Genomic DNA, 15,493 nt, shown 5'->3' with positions numbered 1-15,493 from the left:
CGGTGCGCATTTTTTGAACATTGCGCGGTATTACCGGCCGTGCCTTGGCAGTTGGCTGGTCACGCAGTGAATGCCGCCGCCGCCGGCGGCGATGGCGTCGATCTCCAACTGCACCACCTTGCGCTGCGGATAGAGCGCCGTCAGCAGCGCAAGCGCCGCCCGATCCGCCTGCGGATCGCCAAACTCCGGGGCGATCACCGCGCCGTTGATGACGAAATAGTTGATGTAGCCCGCCGCAAAATCCGGGTTGTTGCGGCTGAATCGGCTGTCGCGCGGCGCCAGCGGCGGCGAAAGCGTATGCACCTGCAGCCGGCGGCCGTCGGCGTCGGTCGCCGCCTTGAGGATCGCCAGATGTTGCTGGGTAACCGCATGGTCATAAGAGGCCGGATCGGTGTCCAGGTTGGCCACCACCACGCCCGGCCGCACGAAGCGGGCGTAAAAATCGACGTGGGCGTCGGTGATGTCCCGGCCTTTAATGCCCGGCAGCCAGATAATTTTGCGCAGGCCGAGCATCGCTTTCAGCTCCTGCTCCACCCGCTCCCGGCTCCAGCCCGGATTGCGGTTCGCATTCACCCAGCTGCTTTCGGTCATGATGCCGGTGCCGTGCCCGTCCACTTCGATACCGCCGCCTTCGCCTGTCAGTGCGCTGCGGCGCAGTTGAGCGGCACCGTAGCGGTTGGCGGCAAACGCCGCCAGGCGCGCATCCCTGGCATGCCGCTGCTTATTGCCCCAGCCGTTGAAGTTGAAATCCACCGCCCCGAGTTCGCCGGCGCCGTTGACGACGAAATTGGCGCCGAAGTCGCGCACCCAGATGTCATCCAGCTCGGTGACGACATAGCTGACGTTGTGACTGCCGCAGGTGGCCTCGGCCAATTGCCGTTCATTGCCGCGGCAAAATACCGTCACCGGCTGAAACTCGGCGATGGCGCGGGCGATACGCCCCTGCGCCGCCTGCACATCCGCCGTGAATTCGCCCCAGATGGCCCGCTGCGCGCCGAAGGCGAGAAACGCCCGCTGCTGCGGTTCCCCTTCGTCGGGCATCCGCCAGGCCGGATTAAGCGCAGCTTCTGCGTGACTGCGTAACGGAATGCCTAACGAGGCCGTCAAACCGACCCCGGCAACGGCGGAAAGCTGTTTAATAAACACGCGACGAGTTGACATTGAAGACCTCTTTTAATCATTTATAATTCAAAAAGTTAAACGAATAATTCACGTTTATGCGGTTGAATCTTATGCTAGTCTTCCCCTGGCACCGCGACAAACGATATATTTAGCGGATATCTGATTAGACAGGCTTATCGATAATGTTAAAACACTGGCCCCCTTTGAGCGCGCTGCGTGGTTTCGAAGCGGCAGCGCGCCTGGGCAGTTTTCATCAGGCTGCCGAAGAGCTGCACCTTACCCAGTCGGCCATCAGCCAGCAGATCCGCAGCCTCGAAGCGTTTCTGGAGCAGCCGCTGTTCTTCCGCACCGGCCGCAGCGTGGCGCTGACCGACGCCGGCCACGATCTGTTCAGCACCGCGCAGGTGATGCTGCAACAGCTGGCCGTCGGCATTCGCCGTTTGGATCAGTACCGCAAACCCAACCAGCTGATCGTCAACACCACCCCGGCTTTTGCCCGCCACTGGCTGACGCCGCGGCTGGGCGACTTCAATCGGCAGCATCCGCAGGTCGACCTGTGGCTGTTCACCAGCTTTGAACCGCCGAATATGGCGACGGACAGTATCGATCTGGCGATCCGTGACGATCTCAGCGCGCAGGCGGACTGCACCTTTAACCTGCTCTGCAGCGACCGGCTTTATCCCGCCTGCCACCCCAGCCTGCTGGCGTTGGCGGCGGAGCAGCGCGTGACCCTGCACGGCGAACGGGAGATGGACTGGAGCCACTGGACGGTGGCGGGCGGCGCGCACGTCGGCCAGCGCGACAGCGGGCTGAACTTCTCCGATCCCGGTCTGCTGCTGGACGCCGCCTGCAATGGCCTCGGCATCGCGTTGGTCAGCCAACTGCTGGCGCAGCACGCGCACGACGCCGGGCTGCTGCAACCGTTAACCGAGCAACGCGTGCGCGGCGCCAACTGGGCGTGGCTGCTGCACCGCGACAGCGAACACAACCCGCTCGCCCGCCACTTCTGCCAATGGCTGCAGTCGGCGCTGCCCGCCGGCGCATAACGCGCCACGTCACGATTCGCCACTCTGGTCAGGCGGCCCCGCCTGACCGCTGCTACTTTCAATAAAGCGCCGCAACAGCCCGAAGAAAACGCGCTAACCTGCTGTTTCAAAATAATTAGTTGAATTCACCTGATAACTGAACATCGCTAAAAGGATCGTCTATGTCTGCCGGTTTATTGAAAACGATAGCTCTGAGCGTGGCCCTGTCCTGCCCCCTTCCCGCCGCCTTTGCCGCCGATCTCACCGCCGGTGCGGTCGCCGCCCCGGATCGGTATGGCGCTAACGTCGCCGCGCAGATTCTGCGGGGCGGCGGCAATGCGGTTGACGCAGCGGTCGCCACCGCCTTTACCCTGGCGGTCACCTACCCTGAAGCCGGCAATATCGGCGGCGGCGGCTTTATGACGCTGTACGTCGACGGCAAACCCTATTTCCTCGACTACCGCGAAGTGGCGCCCAAGGCCGCCAGCAAAACTATGTATCTGAACGAGAAAGGCGAAGTGATCGAAAATCTTAGCCTGGTGGGCAGCCGCGCCGCCGGCGTGCCGGGCACCGTGCTGGGGTTGTGGGAAGCGCATAAACGCTTCGGCAAGCTGCCGTGGGCCGAACTGCTGACGCCGGCGATCGGCTACGCCCGGCAAGGTTTCACCGTGGCGGATCAGCAGTATCAGTACCGTGAAGACGCCAACAAGCTGTTCGCCGGTAAAACCAACTTCGGCGACTATTTCGGCGCCATGAAGCCCGGCGCGGTGTTCAAACAGCCGGAGCTGGCGGCCACGCTCGAGCGCATCGCCAAGTCGGGCGCCGACGATTTTTATCACGGCGAAACCGCGCGCCTGCTGGTGGCGCAAATGCAGCGCGACAATGGGCTGATCGGCGCGGCGGATTTGGCCGACTATCGGGTGAAATGGCGTGAACCGATGCGCATCAGCTGGCGCGGCAATACCGTATATACCGCCCCGCTGCCCAGCTCCGGCGGCATTGCGCTGGCGCAGCTGCTGGGGATAAAAGAGGATCGCGCCGCCGATTTCAAGGGGGTGCCGCTGAACTCGGCGCGCTATATCCACCTGCTGGCGGAAATAGAAAAACGCGTGTTCGCCGATCGCGCCGACTACCTCGGCGACCCGGATTTCACTCACGTGCCGGAAGCGCAGCTGATCGCCCCCGACTACCTGAAGAAACGCGCCGCCGAGATCAACCCGACGGCGATCTCGCCGACCGAACAGGTGCGGCCGGGGCTGGAAACCCACCAAACCACCCACTTCTCGATCGTCGATGCCGCCGGCAACGCGGTCAGCAACACCTATACGCTCAACTGGGACTTCGGCAGCGGCGTGGTGGTCAAAGGCGCCGGCTTCCTGCTCAACGACGAGATGGACGACTTCAGCGCCAAACCCGGCGTCGCCAATGCCTTCGGCGTGGTGGGCAGCGACGCCAACGCCATCGAGCCGGGCAAACGCATGCTCTCCTCGATGAGCCCGACCATCATCACCCGCGACGGCGAGGTCAGCCTGGTGATCGGCACGCCGGGCGGATCGCGCATCTTCACCTCGATCTTCCAGGTGATCAACAACCTCTACGATTATCACCTGCCGCTGGCGCAGGCGGTGGCCGCCCAGCGCGTGCACCATCAGCTGTTGCCGAAGGACACCCTCTACTATGACAGCTTTGCCCCGCTGACCGGCAAACCGGCGGACGAGCTGAAAGCCATGGGCTACACCCTCGAAGACCAGGGCTGGAACATGGGGGACATTCAGGCCATCCGCATCGATGGCCGCACGCCGGAAACCGCGTCCGATCCGCGCGGCCGCGGCGTCGGCCTGGTGGTGAACAAGTAACGCCCCGGCGGCCCGCCTCCGGTTAGACGGGCCGCCGCGCTCCCCGCTCAGACTGCCGCTGCCCCCTTTTTCACTCATCTATACTGAATCGACAGGCCCGCGCTTAACGGCGACGGCGCCTGGGTTCCTTTTTGGACGATAAAGATAATATTCATGATAAATCAATCACCTGTAATTATCGTAAGCGATGTCGGAGGCAAGCAACCATGGCGAAAAGACGAGCAGTACCTGGAATTCATCCTTACGATGGGCCCGCCGGCGGTTGGGGCGCGCTGAAAGCGACGGCCATCGCCGTGCGCACGCAGATGGATACCTTGGAAGCGCCGGTGACGCTGATGCGCACCAATCAACCCGACGGGTTTGATTGCCCGGGATGCGCATGGCCGGATAAAGAACATCGCTCCACCTTCCAGTTTTGCGAAAACGGCGCCAAAGCCGTGACCTGGGAAGCGACCAGCAAACGCGTGACGCCCGAATTCCTGGCGCAAAACATCGTGACGTCGCTGCTGCAGAAAACCGATTATGAGCTGGAGGATTATGGCCGCCTGACCACGCCCCTGATCTATGACGCCGGAACGGACACCCTGCGCCCGCTGGCCTGGGACGAGGCGTTTCAACGCATCGCCGCCGTGTTGCAGACGCTGCCGCCGGAGCAGGTGGAGTTTTATACCTCCGGCCGGGCGTCCAATGAGGCGGCCTACCTGTTCCAGCTGTTTGCGCGGGAATTCGGCAGCAATAACTTTCCCGATTGTTCCAATATGTGTCATGAGCCGACCAGCGTTGGCCTGCCGCAGTCCATTGGCATCGGCAAAGGCACCGTCTCGCTGGACGACTTTGACAGCGCGGAGCTGATTATCTCCATCGGGCACAATCCGGGCACCAATCACCCGCGCATGATGGGCACGCTGCATGAGCTGGCGCGCAAAAAGGTGCCGATCATCGTGTTCAACCCGCTGCGCGAACGGGCGCTCGAGCGTTTCACCGATCCGCAAAACGTCATTGAAATGGCGACCTACAGTTCGACCCCTATCGCTTCAACCTACTATCAGGTCAAAGCCGGCGGCGACGCCGCGGCGCTGAAAGGCATCGCCAAAGCGCTGCTGCAGCTGGATGAAACACAAGGCAATGCCGTGGATCACGCCTTTATTGCCGAGCACACGGAAGGATTTGCGGCTTTCGCCGCCGATCTGGCGGCCACCCGTTGGGAGGCCATCGAGGCGGAGAGCGGCCTGACGCGTCAGGATCTGGAACAGGTCGCCGCCGCCTACGCAAAATCCAACGCCACCATCGTGACCTACGGCATGGGCATTACGCAGCACAATAAAGGCACCGCCAACGTGCGCCTGATTGCCGATCTGCTGCTGCTGCGCGGCAATATCGGCAAACCGGGCGCCGGCATCTGCCCGCTGCGCGGCCACTCCAACGTGCAGGGCAACCGCACCGTCGGCATCACCGAAAAGCCCTCGGCCGATTTTTTGGCGAAGCTGGAAGCGGTGTTTGGCTTCACGCCGCCCAAAGCCCACGGGCATGATGCCGTGAAGTGCATGCAGGCGATGATCGACGGCGCCTCGAAAGCGTTGATCTGCCTGGGCGGTAACTTCGCCGTGGCGCTGCCGGATCCCGAGCAGAGTTTCCCGGCGATGAAAGCGCTGGAATTAAGCGTGCATATCGGCACCAAACTCAACCGCAGCCATCTGTTGGTGGCGAAACAAACCCTCATTCTGCCCTGCCTGGGGCGCACTGAGCTGGACATGCAGGCCGGCGGGCGGCAATCGGTGACGGTGGAGGATTCGATGTCGATGGTGCATGCCTCGTCCGGCAAACTCAAACCGGCGTCGGAACTGCTGCGTTCGGAACCCGCCATCGTGGCCGGCATGGCCAAAGCGGTGATGCCCGCCAGCAAGGTGCCCTGGGATGAGCTGATCGAAGATTACGATGTGATCCGCGATCTGATCGAAAAAACCATTCCGGGCTTCGACGATTACAACGCGCGCATTCGTCAACCCGGCGGTTTCCGCATGCCGTTGCCGCCGACCGAACGCCAGTGGCCGACGGCGACGGGCAAAGCGATGTTTTCCGTGTTCAGCGGGCTGTATGAAGACGCGGCCATCGCAGAGAAAGACACGCTGCGGCTGATTACGCTGCGCAGCCACGATCAGTACAACACCACCATCTATGCCCTGGATGATCGCTACCGCGGGGTTTTCGGCCGGCGCGACGTTTTGTTCATGAATGACAGCGATCTGCAATGCTTGGGGCTGGAGCATGGCGACGTGGTCGACCTGGAAACGGCGCTGCCCGGCTGTACTCAGCGCCTGGAGGGCATCACGGTGATCGCCTACAACATCTCGGCCGGTTCGGTCGGCGCCTACTATCCGGAGGCCAACGTGCTGGTGCCGTTGCATTACATCGATGAGGAGAGCGGCACGCCTTCGTACAAATCGGTGCCAGTTCGCGTGACGCTGAGATCCAAAGAGGTGCGTGAGGTCAAGATCGCCTAGAGGAAAGCGGTTTGAAGGCCTTCTCCGGGTTGCTCGGCCCGGAGAAAGGCTGCTCATAACCCTTTATACCTGTGCGACCAACACATTGACGTTGGCCGGGAAAACCAGCCCCTCCAGCGCGTTGCCGCTGTCGGAGGTCACCAGATAATCGATCTCGGGCCATTTGGCCACCAGGGTCATCGCATGCCCGCGCAGCTTGTTTTCATCCGCCAGCACGATGCATTTGCGGCTCTGCGCAATCATTTTGCGCGCGATGGCCGCCTCATTGACGTTTTGATCCATCACCCCGGTCTGCACATTGACCGCGCCGGCGCCGATGATGGCGTAATCGGCGAAAAACGCCTCGATGTTATTCAGCGCGATCGCCCCCAGGCACTCCATTTTGGAGCCGATGAACTGCCCACCGATCAGCACCACGTCGATGGAGTCATTTTCCAGACAGACGTTGGCGATCAGCGGCGAATTGGTGATGACCGTCAGCTGATCGACGGTCGCCAGCTGCCGGGCGAACTCCAGCGTGGTGGAGCCGAAATCCACGAACACCGTATCGCCCGGCTGGATCAGCGTCACCGCTTTCTCCGCGATGGCGCGCTTCTCGGCCTCGGCGATTTTGGCCCGTTCATTGAATTCATGCTCGAATTTGAACTGGCTGCTGACCGCGCCGCCGTGGATCTTCTTGATCAGGCGATAATCTTCCAGCTTGTTCAGATCGCGCCGAATGGTTTCCTGCGAAACCTGGAATTTATCCGCCAGCTCATTCACGTAAACCCGGCCGTTGGCCTGGATCAGCGCCAGTATTTCATTGCGCCTATCCACGGAATTAGAGATATCCATTCACATTACACTCGCTGCCTTAAGTAAGAGTGACTGCCTCCGCCGGACTCGCGGCGTCAACTGACCGAATACTACGGGTTTCAGGGCGTTAGACGCAAGCCGTTGCCGTCGTTCACCCGGCGGATTCGATGCTGATGTGCAGCGCGTCACGCTCGCCGTCGGCCGGCAAAGCGATATTGCGCAGCAGGATCCGCCGTTCCGGCAGGCAGCGATGCGTTTTGCGATACAGCACTTCCTCGCCCAGCCGCACCACCACCGAACCGGACACCGCCCGCTCTACCCGCATATTGATCGTGACCGTGCTGGGTTTGCCGATCAGCGCCACGTTGGCAGGCGCGGTCAGGCGGATCCGCTCGTCGTGTCGCACCGGAAGCATTTGCCGCGCCGGCGGCAGCGTGCGCCGCAGCGAACGGGCAACGGCTTCGCCAACGCGCAGCCCTTCCTGATAACACTGGTCGCCCATGTCCGCCGGATGCAGCATGTTGCCGACGGCGAAATAGGCGGCGTCGGAACAGCGGCCGAACTGATCGGTCAGCGGGCAGCCGCTGTCCGGCCGCTGCGCCAGGTGGCTCTGGCGGATCAGCGTATACTCCCCGGTGAAGCGGCCGGTGAAGATCAGGCTGTCGCAGGCGATGCGCCGTTTCTCCCCGCGGCGGTTCTCCACCTCGATGGATTCGACCCGATCGCGGCCGGCAATATCGGTCACCCGCGAATAATAATGAATCGGCACCCCCATCAGGCGCGCATAGAGCGCGCTCAGACGCCAGGCGACGGGTCTGCCGCCGCTTTCAATCATGGCGACGGCGCGCACGCCGGCGTTGCGCAGCGTCCACAGCGCGGAGAAACTGACCAGCTCGGTGCCGACCACCACCGGCGCCTTGCCCGGCTGCAGCCCGCGCAGATACACGAACTGCTGCAGTGCGCCGGCGGTCAGCACGCCCTGCGGCCGCAGGCCGCTCACCAGGCGCGGATGGCGCGGCGTCTCGCGCACGCCGGTCGCCAGGATCACCCGCTGCGCTTTCAAGGTGCTGACGCCGTGGCGATCCGTGATGGTCAGCTCGCCGTCCGGCTTGATGGCGAGCACCGTCACGCCGGTGCGGATCTCCACCTGCCCGGCGCGCGCCAGTATCTTATCGACATAGGTGGAGCCGAGCATCGGCCGGTAAAACGTTTGCAGCCCGAAGGTGGGGTGCCGGCAGTGTCTTGGCACGCCGCCCGCTTGTTGCTCCCGCTCCAGGATCACCACATCCTCGATCCCCGCCTGCCGCAGCGCGGTCGCCGCCGCGATCCCGGCCGGCCCGGCGCCGACAATCGCCACCTGATACTCAGTTTTCATCAATGCTCCCTACGGCCTGCGTCTGGCCAAAACGATCGCCCACCATTTCCGCCACCCGGCTGCTGCAATAAAAACCGTTGCAGCGCCCCATCATCACACGCGTGCGCCGCCGCAGCCCGCCGATGCACTCCGGCGGCACGGCGGAATCGAACGCCGCCTCGATTTCCCGCTGGGTCACCAGCTCGCAATGGCAAACGATGCCGCCGTTGTCCGGGCGCGCGTAATCGCGCAGCGCGTAGTCGGCAAGCATCGGCATCTGCGGCCAATGCACGGTCTGCGGCGCCGTCGGCGTGAAGCACGGCGTAAAATGGTCGCGGTAAAGCTGCTCCACATATTGCGCGATGCCGAGCGCCGCCGTCAGGCCGGTGGAACGAATGCCCGCCACGCAGATCCACTGCCGCTCGGGATAGTGCTGAATGCGATAGTGTTTCTGCTCTGTCGCCGGGCGCAATCCGGCATAGCTGGCGGTCACGCTGTAATTTGCCAGCGTGGGCAGCAGCCGCGTCCCCTGTTCGATCAGCTCGCGCATTTTGGTTTCGTCCACCGTCGCCGTCTCGCGATCCTGCTGTTCTTCGGCGGTCGGCCCCAGCAACAGATTGCCAAAGATGGTTTTCGACAGCAGCACCCCTTTGGTGATCGCCGTCGGTACCGGCAAGATGATGGCGTTGACCTGCCCGGCGGCGGCCTTGTCGAACACCAGGAACTGCCCTTTGCGCGGGCGGATTTCAAACTCGGGCTGATGGCAGAAACTTTCTACCCGGTCGCCCTGATTGCCGGCGCAGTTGATGACGATTTTGCCGTGAAACTCGCCCCGGTTGCTGGTTAGCCGCCAGCCGGTCGGCAAGCGTTCGGCGCCGGTCACCTCGGTATTGAAGCGATAGTCGCCGCCGTGTTTGACGCCCTGCGTCAGGTAAGCCAGCGGCGTGCTCCAGGGATCGATCACGCTCTCGCCCGGCACCTCTACCGCCGCCAATGCGCCGGGCGCCAGCTGCGGCTCACGGCGATACAGCTCGGCGGCGTCGATCTGCGCCACGTCCGGCACGCCGTTGTCATGCGCCTGCTGCACGATCGCGGGCAGCGCCGCCAACTGCTGCTCGTCCCAGGCCACGACCAGCGCGCCGGTGGGCAGCAGCGGCAGATTCATGCGTTCGCGGATGGCGATAAATTCCCGGTAGCCGGCCTGCATGCAACGCAGCTCCAGGCTGCCGCTGGGCGCATCGAAGCCGGTATGCAGCAGCGCGCTGTTGGCTTTGCTGGCGCCGGACAGGATATCGCCCCCCTTTTCCAACAGCAGCGTACGGGCGCCCATCAGGCAGAATTTGCGGAATACCGCACACCCGACCACACCGCCGCCAATCACGACAATGTCCCAACCCGTTTGTTCTTCCATCATGCTGATGTCCCGTTTTGATGTGATAACCACAATAAAACCACACAATAACCGCATTTGGAATGACAAAAACAACACAACTCCCAAAAAAAAGCCGCAGAACGCGGCTATAAGCAAAAAGTATGAGGTCGATCACGCGGGGTTATTTTATCTTGTGATTTATGTTGCTTTAATGTGTGAAATTGAAGATAGATTATTAAAACGGTCACACAACCAACACCAGGCGCAATAAAAAACAAAACCTATAAGAGAGTGAAGCAATGATGAATCAACGTTATGCCGCGATTGATCAGGGAACCACCGGCACCCGAGTCGTGGTGTTCGGCGAAGACGGCAGGCACCATTCGCCGGCCAGCATGCCGCACAAGCAATTCACCCCCAATCCGGGCTGGGTGGAACACGACGCCCTGGAGATTTTGGCGAATATCCGCCGCTGTCTCAGCCAGTGCGACATGGTGGACGCCATCGGTTTGGGGCATCAGGGCGAAAGCCTGCTGGCCTGGGACGCCGACAGCGGCCTGCCGCTGTACAACGCCATCGTTTGGCAAGATCAGCGCACCGAGCCGGAGATCCAGCGCCTGAAACGCGAAGGCGTCGAACCGCTGGTGATGGCGAAAACCGGCCTGCCGCTCGATACCTACTTCTCCGCCAGCAAGATGGGCTGGCTGATGAACAACGCCCCGGGGGCCAGGCAGCTCGCGCAACGCGGCCGCCTGCGGCTCGGCACCATGGACGCCTTCTTCCTGTTCCACCTGTGCGGCCGGCATCTCACCGACTATAACTCGGCCTCGCGCACCTCGTTGTTCAACATCCATACCCTGCAGTGGGACGAGGAGCTGTGCCGTTTGTTCGGCGTGCCGATCGACAGCCTGCCCGAGGTCAGAGACAACATCGGCCACTTCGGCGACGTCGCGCTCAACGGCAAGCCGGTGCCGCTGTCGGCCTGCATCGTCGACCAGTTTGCCGGCACATACGGCCACGGCTGCCATCAACCGGGGCAGATGAAGATCACCTTCGGTACCGGCGCCTTTTTACAGGCGATCACCGGGCCGCGCCCGATCGACGCCGGCGAGTCCGGCCTGTTGCCCACGCTGTGCTGGAAGCTACCCGGCAGCGAGCCGGTGTATGGCCTGGACGGCGGCGTTTATAACGCAGCCTCCGCCATTAACTGGGCGAGAAAGATCGGCCTGTTCAACGACTTCGATGAATTCGGCGATTTCCCGGCCCAGCCGGCCATCGCGCGCGGCCTGGCCTTTGTGCCCGCGCTTTCCGGGCTGGCCTGCCCGTATTGGGATCGCTCCGCCGCCGGGGTGTGGGCCGGCCTGTCGCTGGAAACCGAACGCAAGGATCTGCTGCAGTCGATCCTCGAAGGCATCGCCATGCGTTCCGCCGAGGTGATCAACGCCATGGATAAGTTGAAACCGATCGGCGACAGCATTTCGGTGGACGGCGGTCTGTCCGCCAACCGCTATTTCACGCAGTTCCTCGCCAACCTGATCCAAAAGCGCATCGTCACGCCCGCCAACAAAGAGATCACCGCTCAGGGCGTGGCGCAGTTGGCGCGTAAAGGGCTGGGTATGGAACAGCCGCTCAAGGTGCTCAACCGCTATGAAGTGACGGAGCCCGCCGAGGTCGATATGGCGGTCTGGTTCGCCCGCTATCAGGAAATCATCGCGCGCTCGCGCGGCTTACGTTCATCGCAGGAGGAGCACCATGGCTGAGTTCGGTAATTTCATCATCTATATCATCATGGCCGGCACCCTGATCGGCGCGCTGGCGTCGATCGTCAAACCGGAAGGTGAACTGGGGCGCGAGTTCGTCAACGGCATTCACGCCATCGGCCCGGTGTTTCTCGCCCAGGCGGGTATCATGGCGGCGATCCCGATCATCTCTTACCTGATCATGCACAGCATCGGCCCCTTCTTCTCGGCGCTGGGCTCCGACGCCTCAATCGCGGCGCTGGCGGTGATCGCCGTGGACATGGGCGGCTATCAGTTGGCCGACGCCATCGCCGCCAACCGCGACATGTGGATCGTCGCCATGCTGGTGGGATACACCTCCGGCGCCAGCATCGTGTACCTGATCCCGGTCGGGCTTATCATGCTGAACCGCGACGACCATAAATATCTGGCGCTGGGCGCGATGGCGGGCCTGATCAGCATTCCGTTCGCCGTGTTGATCGCCCTGGTGACCATCACCTTCAATAACCTGCCGGTCAGGGAGATCATTTCCACCACCTCGCCCGCCGCGCACTACCTGCAGCTGGACTTCCTGCAGGCGCTGCGGCTGCTGTCGCCGCTGTTCGTCCTGTGTTTCCTGCTGGCGCTGGGCCTGAAGCTGCGGCCGGCGGCCATGGTGAAGGGGTTCCTGATCTTCGGCAAGGCGGCGGACGCCTTTATCAAACTGGTGCTGGCGCTGTGCATCATCGAGCATTTCACCGGCGTGTTTAAAAAGGTGTTCGGCGGCTGGGTATTCGATCCGTTATTCGCCGACAAAGACGAATTATTCCGCGCCATCGAGATTGCCGGTTACATCGGCATTATGTTGGCGGGCACATTCCCCATCTGTTATTTGTTCCAGCGCTATTGCCGCAAGCCGATGCATTTCATCGGCAAAAAACTCGGCTTATCAGATACCGGCGCGCTGGGCTTTATTATGGTGTTGGCCAATATCATCGCGGTTTATCACCTATTCAAAGGCATGCGGGCGCGCGATAAGGTGCTGTGCGTCGCCTTCGGCATCTGCGCGCAGGCCACGTTGGGCGATCACCTGGCGTTTACCGCCAACTTCCAACCTTCGCTGGTGCTGCCGATCATGATGGGTAAATTCCTCGGCGGCATGATTGCCGTACTGATCGCCATCAAGATCTCGGTGCCGGAAGCCGAATTGCTGGAAAAAGAACAGACGCAAAGGCAAGCGACGGCCATCGCCGCCGCCGCTCGCTGAATTTATCCCTGAGCCATAAAAAATAAACGGGGCGCCGCCTCACGGGAAAGCTGCGCCCTTTTTTTTCCCCCACGTTCTAGTTATTGAGAGAGAAAACGGTAATGAGAAAGATATTTTTGGCCTGCCCCTACAGCCACGCCGACGCCAACGTCGTGCAGCAACGCTTTATCGCCTGCAACGAGGTCGCCGCCGCTATCGTGCGCGCCGGCAGCGCCGTTTTTAGCCAGGTCAGCATGTCGCATCCGATCAACCTGTGTTTGCAAGAGCTCGACAAAACCGCCATCGGCAGGCTGTGGGCGCCGATCGACGCCCTGTTCATGGCGGCGATGGATGAGTTGATCGTGCTCGATTTGCCGGGTTGGCAAGAGAGCGGCGGCATCAAGCGCGAGATGGACTATTTCGCCGCGCGCGGCTGCCGCGTCAGCCTGTGGTCCGAGGTCGCGGGCGAGTTCAACTGAGGCGTGCGCCCCGCCGCTTAGCGCGACGGGGCATCGGCTTACTTGCCGGTGGCCAATTCGCCGTACACCACCTGGCCGCGGAAACCGCGCCGCACCTGCTGGAACAGCTCGCGGAACGCCGGGTAATCCTGCGCCTGGCACAGCGCCTCCTTGCCGCGAATGGCGTTCACCTGCAGCTGATGATTGACGATCACCTGCTGCCCGTCGCGCCGCCACGCCACACGATAGTCGCCCGCCGCATTGCGGAACTGCCTGTCTTGCGGAATGGCGATGATCGGCACGTTGGCCGGCAGCTGCAGACGGTAGGTTTCGTCGTAGCGCTGCGCGCTGCAGTAGAACGGCGTTTCGTTGCCCGGCGCCGCCGTGGTGGTGTACAGCGTGCGGAACGATTTGCCGCCGGGCGGATTGGGCAGCGTCATGCCACCCACCACGCCGAAATCGACGTAGTCGTCCGCCTTGAAGCGGAAGCGGTAACCGAACTGTTTTTTGAGATCCAGCGGATCGCTGTTCATCGCCACCTCGCCGCTGCCGTCGATGCCGGAGGCGGACATGATCGACGCTTCGGCCTGCGCCCGGTTCTGCCGGTTGATCTGCGAGAAGTAGCCCCGCAGGTCAATCTCTTCCACTTCGCTCAGCCGACGCTCGGTTTGCCCGTGCAGATTACCCGCTTTGTCGAACACGAAATCGACGCTCAGCGCGCTCTTGACCGGCTGCTCGTCGCTGCCCGGCGTGCGCGCCAGCTTGGCGTCGCGCGTCAGCAGCACCGGCGCCCCCAGATCGCCTTCCGGCAGTTGCCCGAAGCGCGCCCACGGATTGGTGGAATCTAGGTACAGTTTGAATTCCGGCACGTAGGTGATGGCGTGATTAAAGCGGCTGAGCAGCGGCACTTTAGGCAGTATCGGGCCTTCGTCCATGCCGATCAGCACCGGCGAGCTTGCAATGCCTTTGGCGGCGAGCAGCGCCTCCAGGATCACCACGTGATCCTTGCAGTCGCCGTAGTGGTTGTCGAGAATGCTCTGCGCCGAATTCGGCTCCAGCCCGCCGTTGCCCAGATACACCGCCACGTAACGAATGTTTTGCGCCACCCAGCGATAGAGGGCCTCCGCCTGCTCGCGCCGATCGCTGATGCCGGCGGTGATGTTGTCCGCCAACGCCTGGATGCCCGGCGTCACCTTCGCCGCCGCGCCGGCCTTCAGCTGGTAGGCCTTGGCCAACTGCGGCCACTCGCGGTAGGTGCTGGCCATGATGGTCGGGCTGAAGGTCCAGCTGTCCGCCGCCCAGTTTTGCGATTTCATCGGCGCGCTGCGTGAATAATGCCAGCGCCAGTGCGCCTGCCCGTCGCGGATCTGCGGCTTGTCTCCGCCCGCCACGCCGCGCGTGAAAATATGCATCGGCAGCTTGGCGGGCGCCTGCAGGGTCACTTCGGCATCGTCGAACTGATCGAAAACGCTGAACGTCTCCCACAGGCCGAAATAGTCGGGGAAATACGGCGTGTTTTGCGTGCGGCGCAGCTCATACACCACGCGCGATCCCGGCGCCAGGTTGGAGAACACGATGACGCGCACTTTACGGTCGGCATACAGCGGCGCCGTGGCGCTGGAGTAACTCTCCTGGGTATAGATGCGATCGGGCGCCACGTCGTGGCGCTGGCCGTCGGCGGTCAGCGTGTAGGCGGCGACCACCTCCAGCGTTTCCATTTTTTCGCTGTAGCTCAGGCGGATCTGGCTGAATTTCTCGACCGCTGCCTTGGTCTTCAGCAGCACTTCGTAGCTTTCCGTCTTCACGTTGGTGGCGTTGGCGTTGACGCGGTAATCCGCGCGATAGCGCACGAAGCTGAAATCGTTGTTGGCCGTGTCGTTCTGGCCCTGATCCGCCGCGGCGGGCGGTGCGACGGCCAACACGGTGGCCGGGTGCGTCGCCGTCAAACCGGCGAATAACAGCAGGGAAGGAATAGCGATTTTCATCTTCGGTCCTTGAAGGGCAATAAACAGCGACGCCGGGCTACGCGCCCGTCCCGGCGTCAAA

The 15,493-nt window shown here is 62.3% G+C and carries 11 protein-coding genes; 6 read left to right on the top strand and 5 right to left on the bottom strand.

Annotation, left to right across the window (positions count from 1 at the left end; translation table 11 throughout):
* Positions 1-30: 30 nt before the first annotated feature.
* On the bottom strand, positions 31-1,161 hold the full coding sequence (locus tag ACJ8MK_RS08855) for an agmatine deiminase family protein (RefSeq protein ID WP_041035167.1): 1,131 nt from the start codon (positions 1,159-1,161) through the stop codon (positions 31-33).
* A 143-nt stretch (positions 1,162-1,304) separates the two neighbouring features.
* Here ACJ8MK_RS08855 and ACJ8MK_RS08850 point away from each other — a divergent pair, with 143 nt between their 5' ends.
* The 3 genes from ACJ8MK_RS08850 to ACJ8MK_RS08840 all read left to right on the top strand — a co-directional run bounded on the left by ACJ8MK_RS08850 (position 1,305) and on the right by ACJ8MK_RS08840 (position 6,504).
* The gene (locus ACJ8MK_RS08850; protein WP_033634584.1) at positions 1,305-2,168 is read left to right on the top strand and encodes a LysR substrate-binding domain-containing protein; all 864 of its coding nucleotides are present in this window, start codon (positions 1,305-1,307) and stop codon (positions 2,166-2,168) included.
* 161 nt (positions 2,169-2,329) lie between these two features.
* Entirely contained in the window at positions 2,330-4,003 is a 1,674-nt protein-coding gene (ggt, locus tag ACJ8MK_RS08845; protein WP_041035169.1) for a gamma-glutamyltransferase, read from the top strand.
* 206 nt (positions 4,004-4,209) lie between these two features.
* Positions 4,210-6,504 (top strand): FdhF/YdeP family oxidoreductase, encoded by a 2,295-nt coding sequence (locus ACJ8MK_RS08840; RefSeq protein ID WP_442517660.1) that lies wholly within the window; start codon positions 4,210-4,212, stop codon positions 6,502-6,504.
* A gap of 63 nt (positions 6,505-6,567) precedes the next feature.
* Here the strand turns inward: ACJ8MK_RS08840 and ACJ8MK_RS08835 are convergent, their stop codons facing one another.
* The 3 genes from ACJ8MK_RS08835 to ACJ8MK_RS08825 all read right to left on the bottom strand — a co-directional run bounded on the left by ACJ8MK_RS08835 (position 6,568) and on the right by ACJ8MK_RS08825 (position 10,067).
* Positions 6,568-7,338, bottom strand: coding sequence for a DeoR/GlpR family DNA-binding transcription regulator (locus ACJ8MK_RS08835; protein WP_039566063.1), 771 nt, complete (start codon positions 7,336-7,338; stop codon positions 6,568-6,570).
* Between the two features lie 112 nt (positions 7,339-7,450).
* Entirely contained in the window at positions 7,451-8,674 is a 1,224-nt protein-coding gene (locus tag ACJ8MK_RS08830; protein ID WP_049212200.1) for an FAD-dependent oxidoreductase, read from the bottom strand.
* A complete protein-coding gene (locus ACJ8MK_RS08825; RefSeq protein ID WP_103772382.1) occupies positions 8,664-10,067 on the bottom strand; it encodes an NAD(P)/FAD-dependent oxidoreductase in 1,404 nt (467 codons plus the stop codon). Before ACJ8MK_RS08825 ends, ACJ8MK_RS08830 begins: the two co-directional genes overlap by 11 nt.
* Before the next feature lie 257 nt (positions 10,068-10,324).
* On the opposite strand from ACJ8MK_RS08825, the gene ACJ8MK_RS08820 reads away from it, so the two are divergent.
* The 3 genes from ACJ8MK_RS08820 to ACJ8MK_RS08810 all read left to right on the top strand — a co-directional run bounded on the left by ACJ8MK_RS08820 (position 10,325) and on the right by ACJ8MK_RS08810 (position 13,468).
* Positions 10,325-11,785, top strand: coding sequence for an FGGY-family carbohydrate kinase (locus ACJ8MK_RS08820; RefSeq protein ID WP_103772381.1), 1,461 nt, complete (start codon positions 10,325-10,327; stop codon positions 11,783-11,785).
* Complete coding sequence (eutH, locus tag ACJ8MK_RS08815) at positions 11,778-13,010, top strand: ethanolamine utilization protein EutH (protein WP_039566054.1); 1,233 nt, start codon at positions 11,778-11,780, stop codon at positions 13,008-13,010. The genes ACJ8MK_RS08820 and eutH overlap by 8 nt, the downstream gene beginning before the upstream one ends.
* Positions 13,011-13,111: 101 nt before the next feature.
* Positions 13,112-13,468, top strand: a complete 357-nt coding sequence (locus tag ACJ8MK_RS08810; protein WP_039566053.1) for a DUF1937 family protein — start codon at positions 13,112-13,114, stop codon at positions 13,466-13,468.
* A gap of 38 nt (positions 13,469-13,506) precedes the next feature.
* On the opposite strand, the gene ACJ8MK_RS08805 is transcribed toward ACJ8MK_RS08810, so the two are convergent.
* The gene (locus ACJ8MK_RS08805) at positions 13,507-15,432 is read right to left on the bottom strand and encodes a DUF3857 domain-containing protein (protein ID WP_033648359.1); all 1,926 of its coding nucleotides are present in this window, start codon (positions 15,430-15,432) and stop codon (positions 13,507-13,509) included.
* Between the last annotated feature and the right edge of the window lie 61 nt (positions 15,433-15,493).

The organism is Serratia sp. CY38905 (assembly GCF_052168875.1).
In the GTDB taxonomy this organism is placed as follows: domain Bacteria; phylum Pseudomonadota; class Gammaproteobacteria; order Enterobacterales; family Enterobacteriaceae; genus Serratia; species Serratia sarumanii.
The sequence above is the reverse complement of the archived record's forward strand: the minus strand, read 5'-3'. Positions and strand labels throughout refer to the sequence as shown.

Bases quoted from the DNA above. Each gene is read 5' to 3' on its own strand.
- ACJ8MK_RS08855 (WP_041035167.1), bottom strand. From the start codon at position 1,161: ATGTCAACTCGTCGCGTGTTTATTAAACAGCTTTCCGCCGTTGCCGGG.
- ACJ8MK_RS08805 (WP_033648359.1), bottom strand. From the start codon at position 15,432: ATGAAAATCGCTATTCCTTCCCTGCTGTTATTCGCCGGTTTGACGGCG.
- eutH (WP_039566054.1), top strand. From the start codon at position 11,778: ATGGCTGAGTTCGGTAATTTCATCATCTATATCATCATGGCCGGCACC.
- ACJ8MK_RS08835 (WP_039566063.1), bottom strand. From the start codon at position 7,338: ATGGATATCTCTAATTCCGTGGATAGGCGCAATGAAATACTGGCGCTG.
- ACJ8MK_RS08850 (WP_033634584.1), top strand. From the start codon at position 1,305: ATGTTAAAACACTGGCCCCCTTTGAGCGCGCTGCGTGGTTTCGAAGCG.
- ACJ8MK_RS08820 (WP_103772381.1), top strand. From the start codon at position 10,325: ATGATGAATCAACGTTATGCCGCGATTGATCAGGGAACCACCGGCACC.
- ACJ8MK_RS08840 (WP_442517660.1), top strand. From the start codon at position 4,210: ATGGCGAAAAGACGAGCAGTACCTGGAATTCATCCTTACGATGGGCCC.
- ACJ8MK_RS08830 (WP_049212200.1), bottom strand. From the start codon at position 8,674: ATGAAAACTGAGTATCAGGTGGCGATTGTCGGCGCCGGGCCGGCCGGG.
- ACJ8MK_RS08825 (WP_103772382.1), bottom strand. From the start codon at position 10,067: ATGATGGAAGAACAAACGGGTTGGGACATTGTCGTGATTGGCGGCGGT.
- ACJ8MK_RS08810 (WP_039566053.1), top strand. From the start codon at position 13,112: ATGAGAAAGATATTTTTGGCCTGCCCCTACAGCCACGCCGACGCCAAC.
- ggt (WP_041035169.1), top strand. From the start codon at position 2,330: ATGTCTGCCGGTTTATTGAAAACGATAGCTCTGAGCGTGGCCCTGTCC.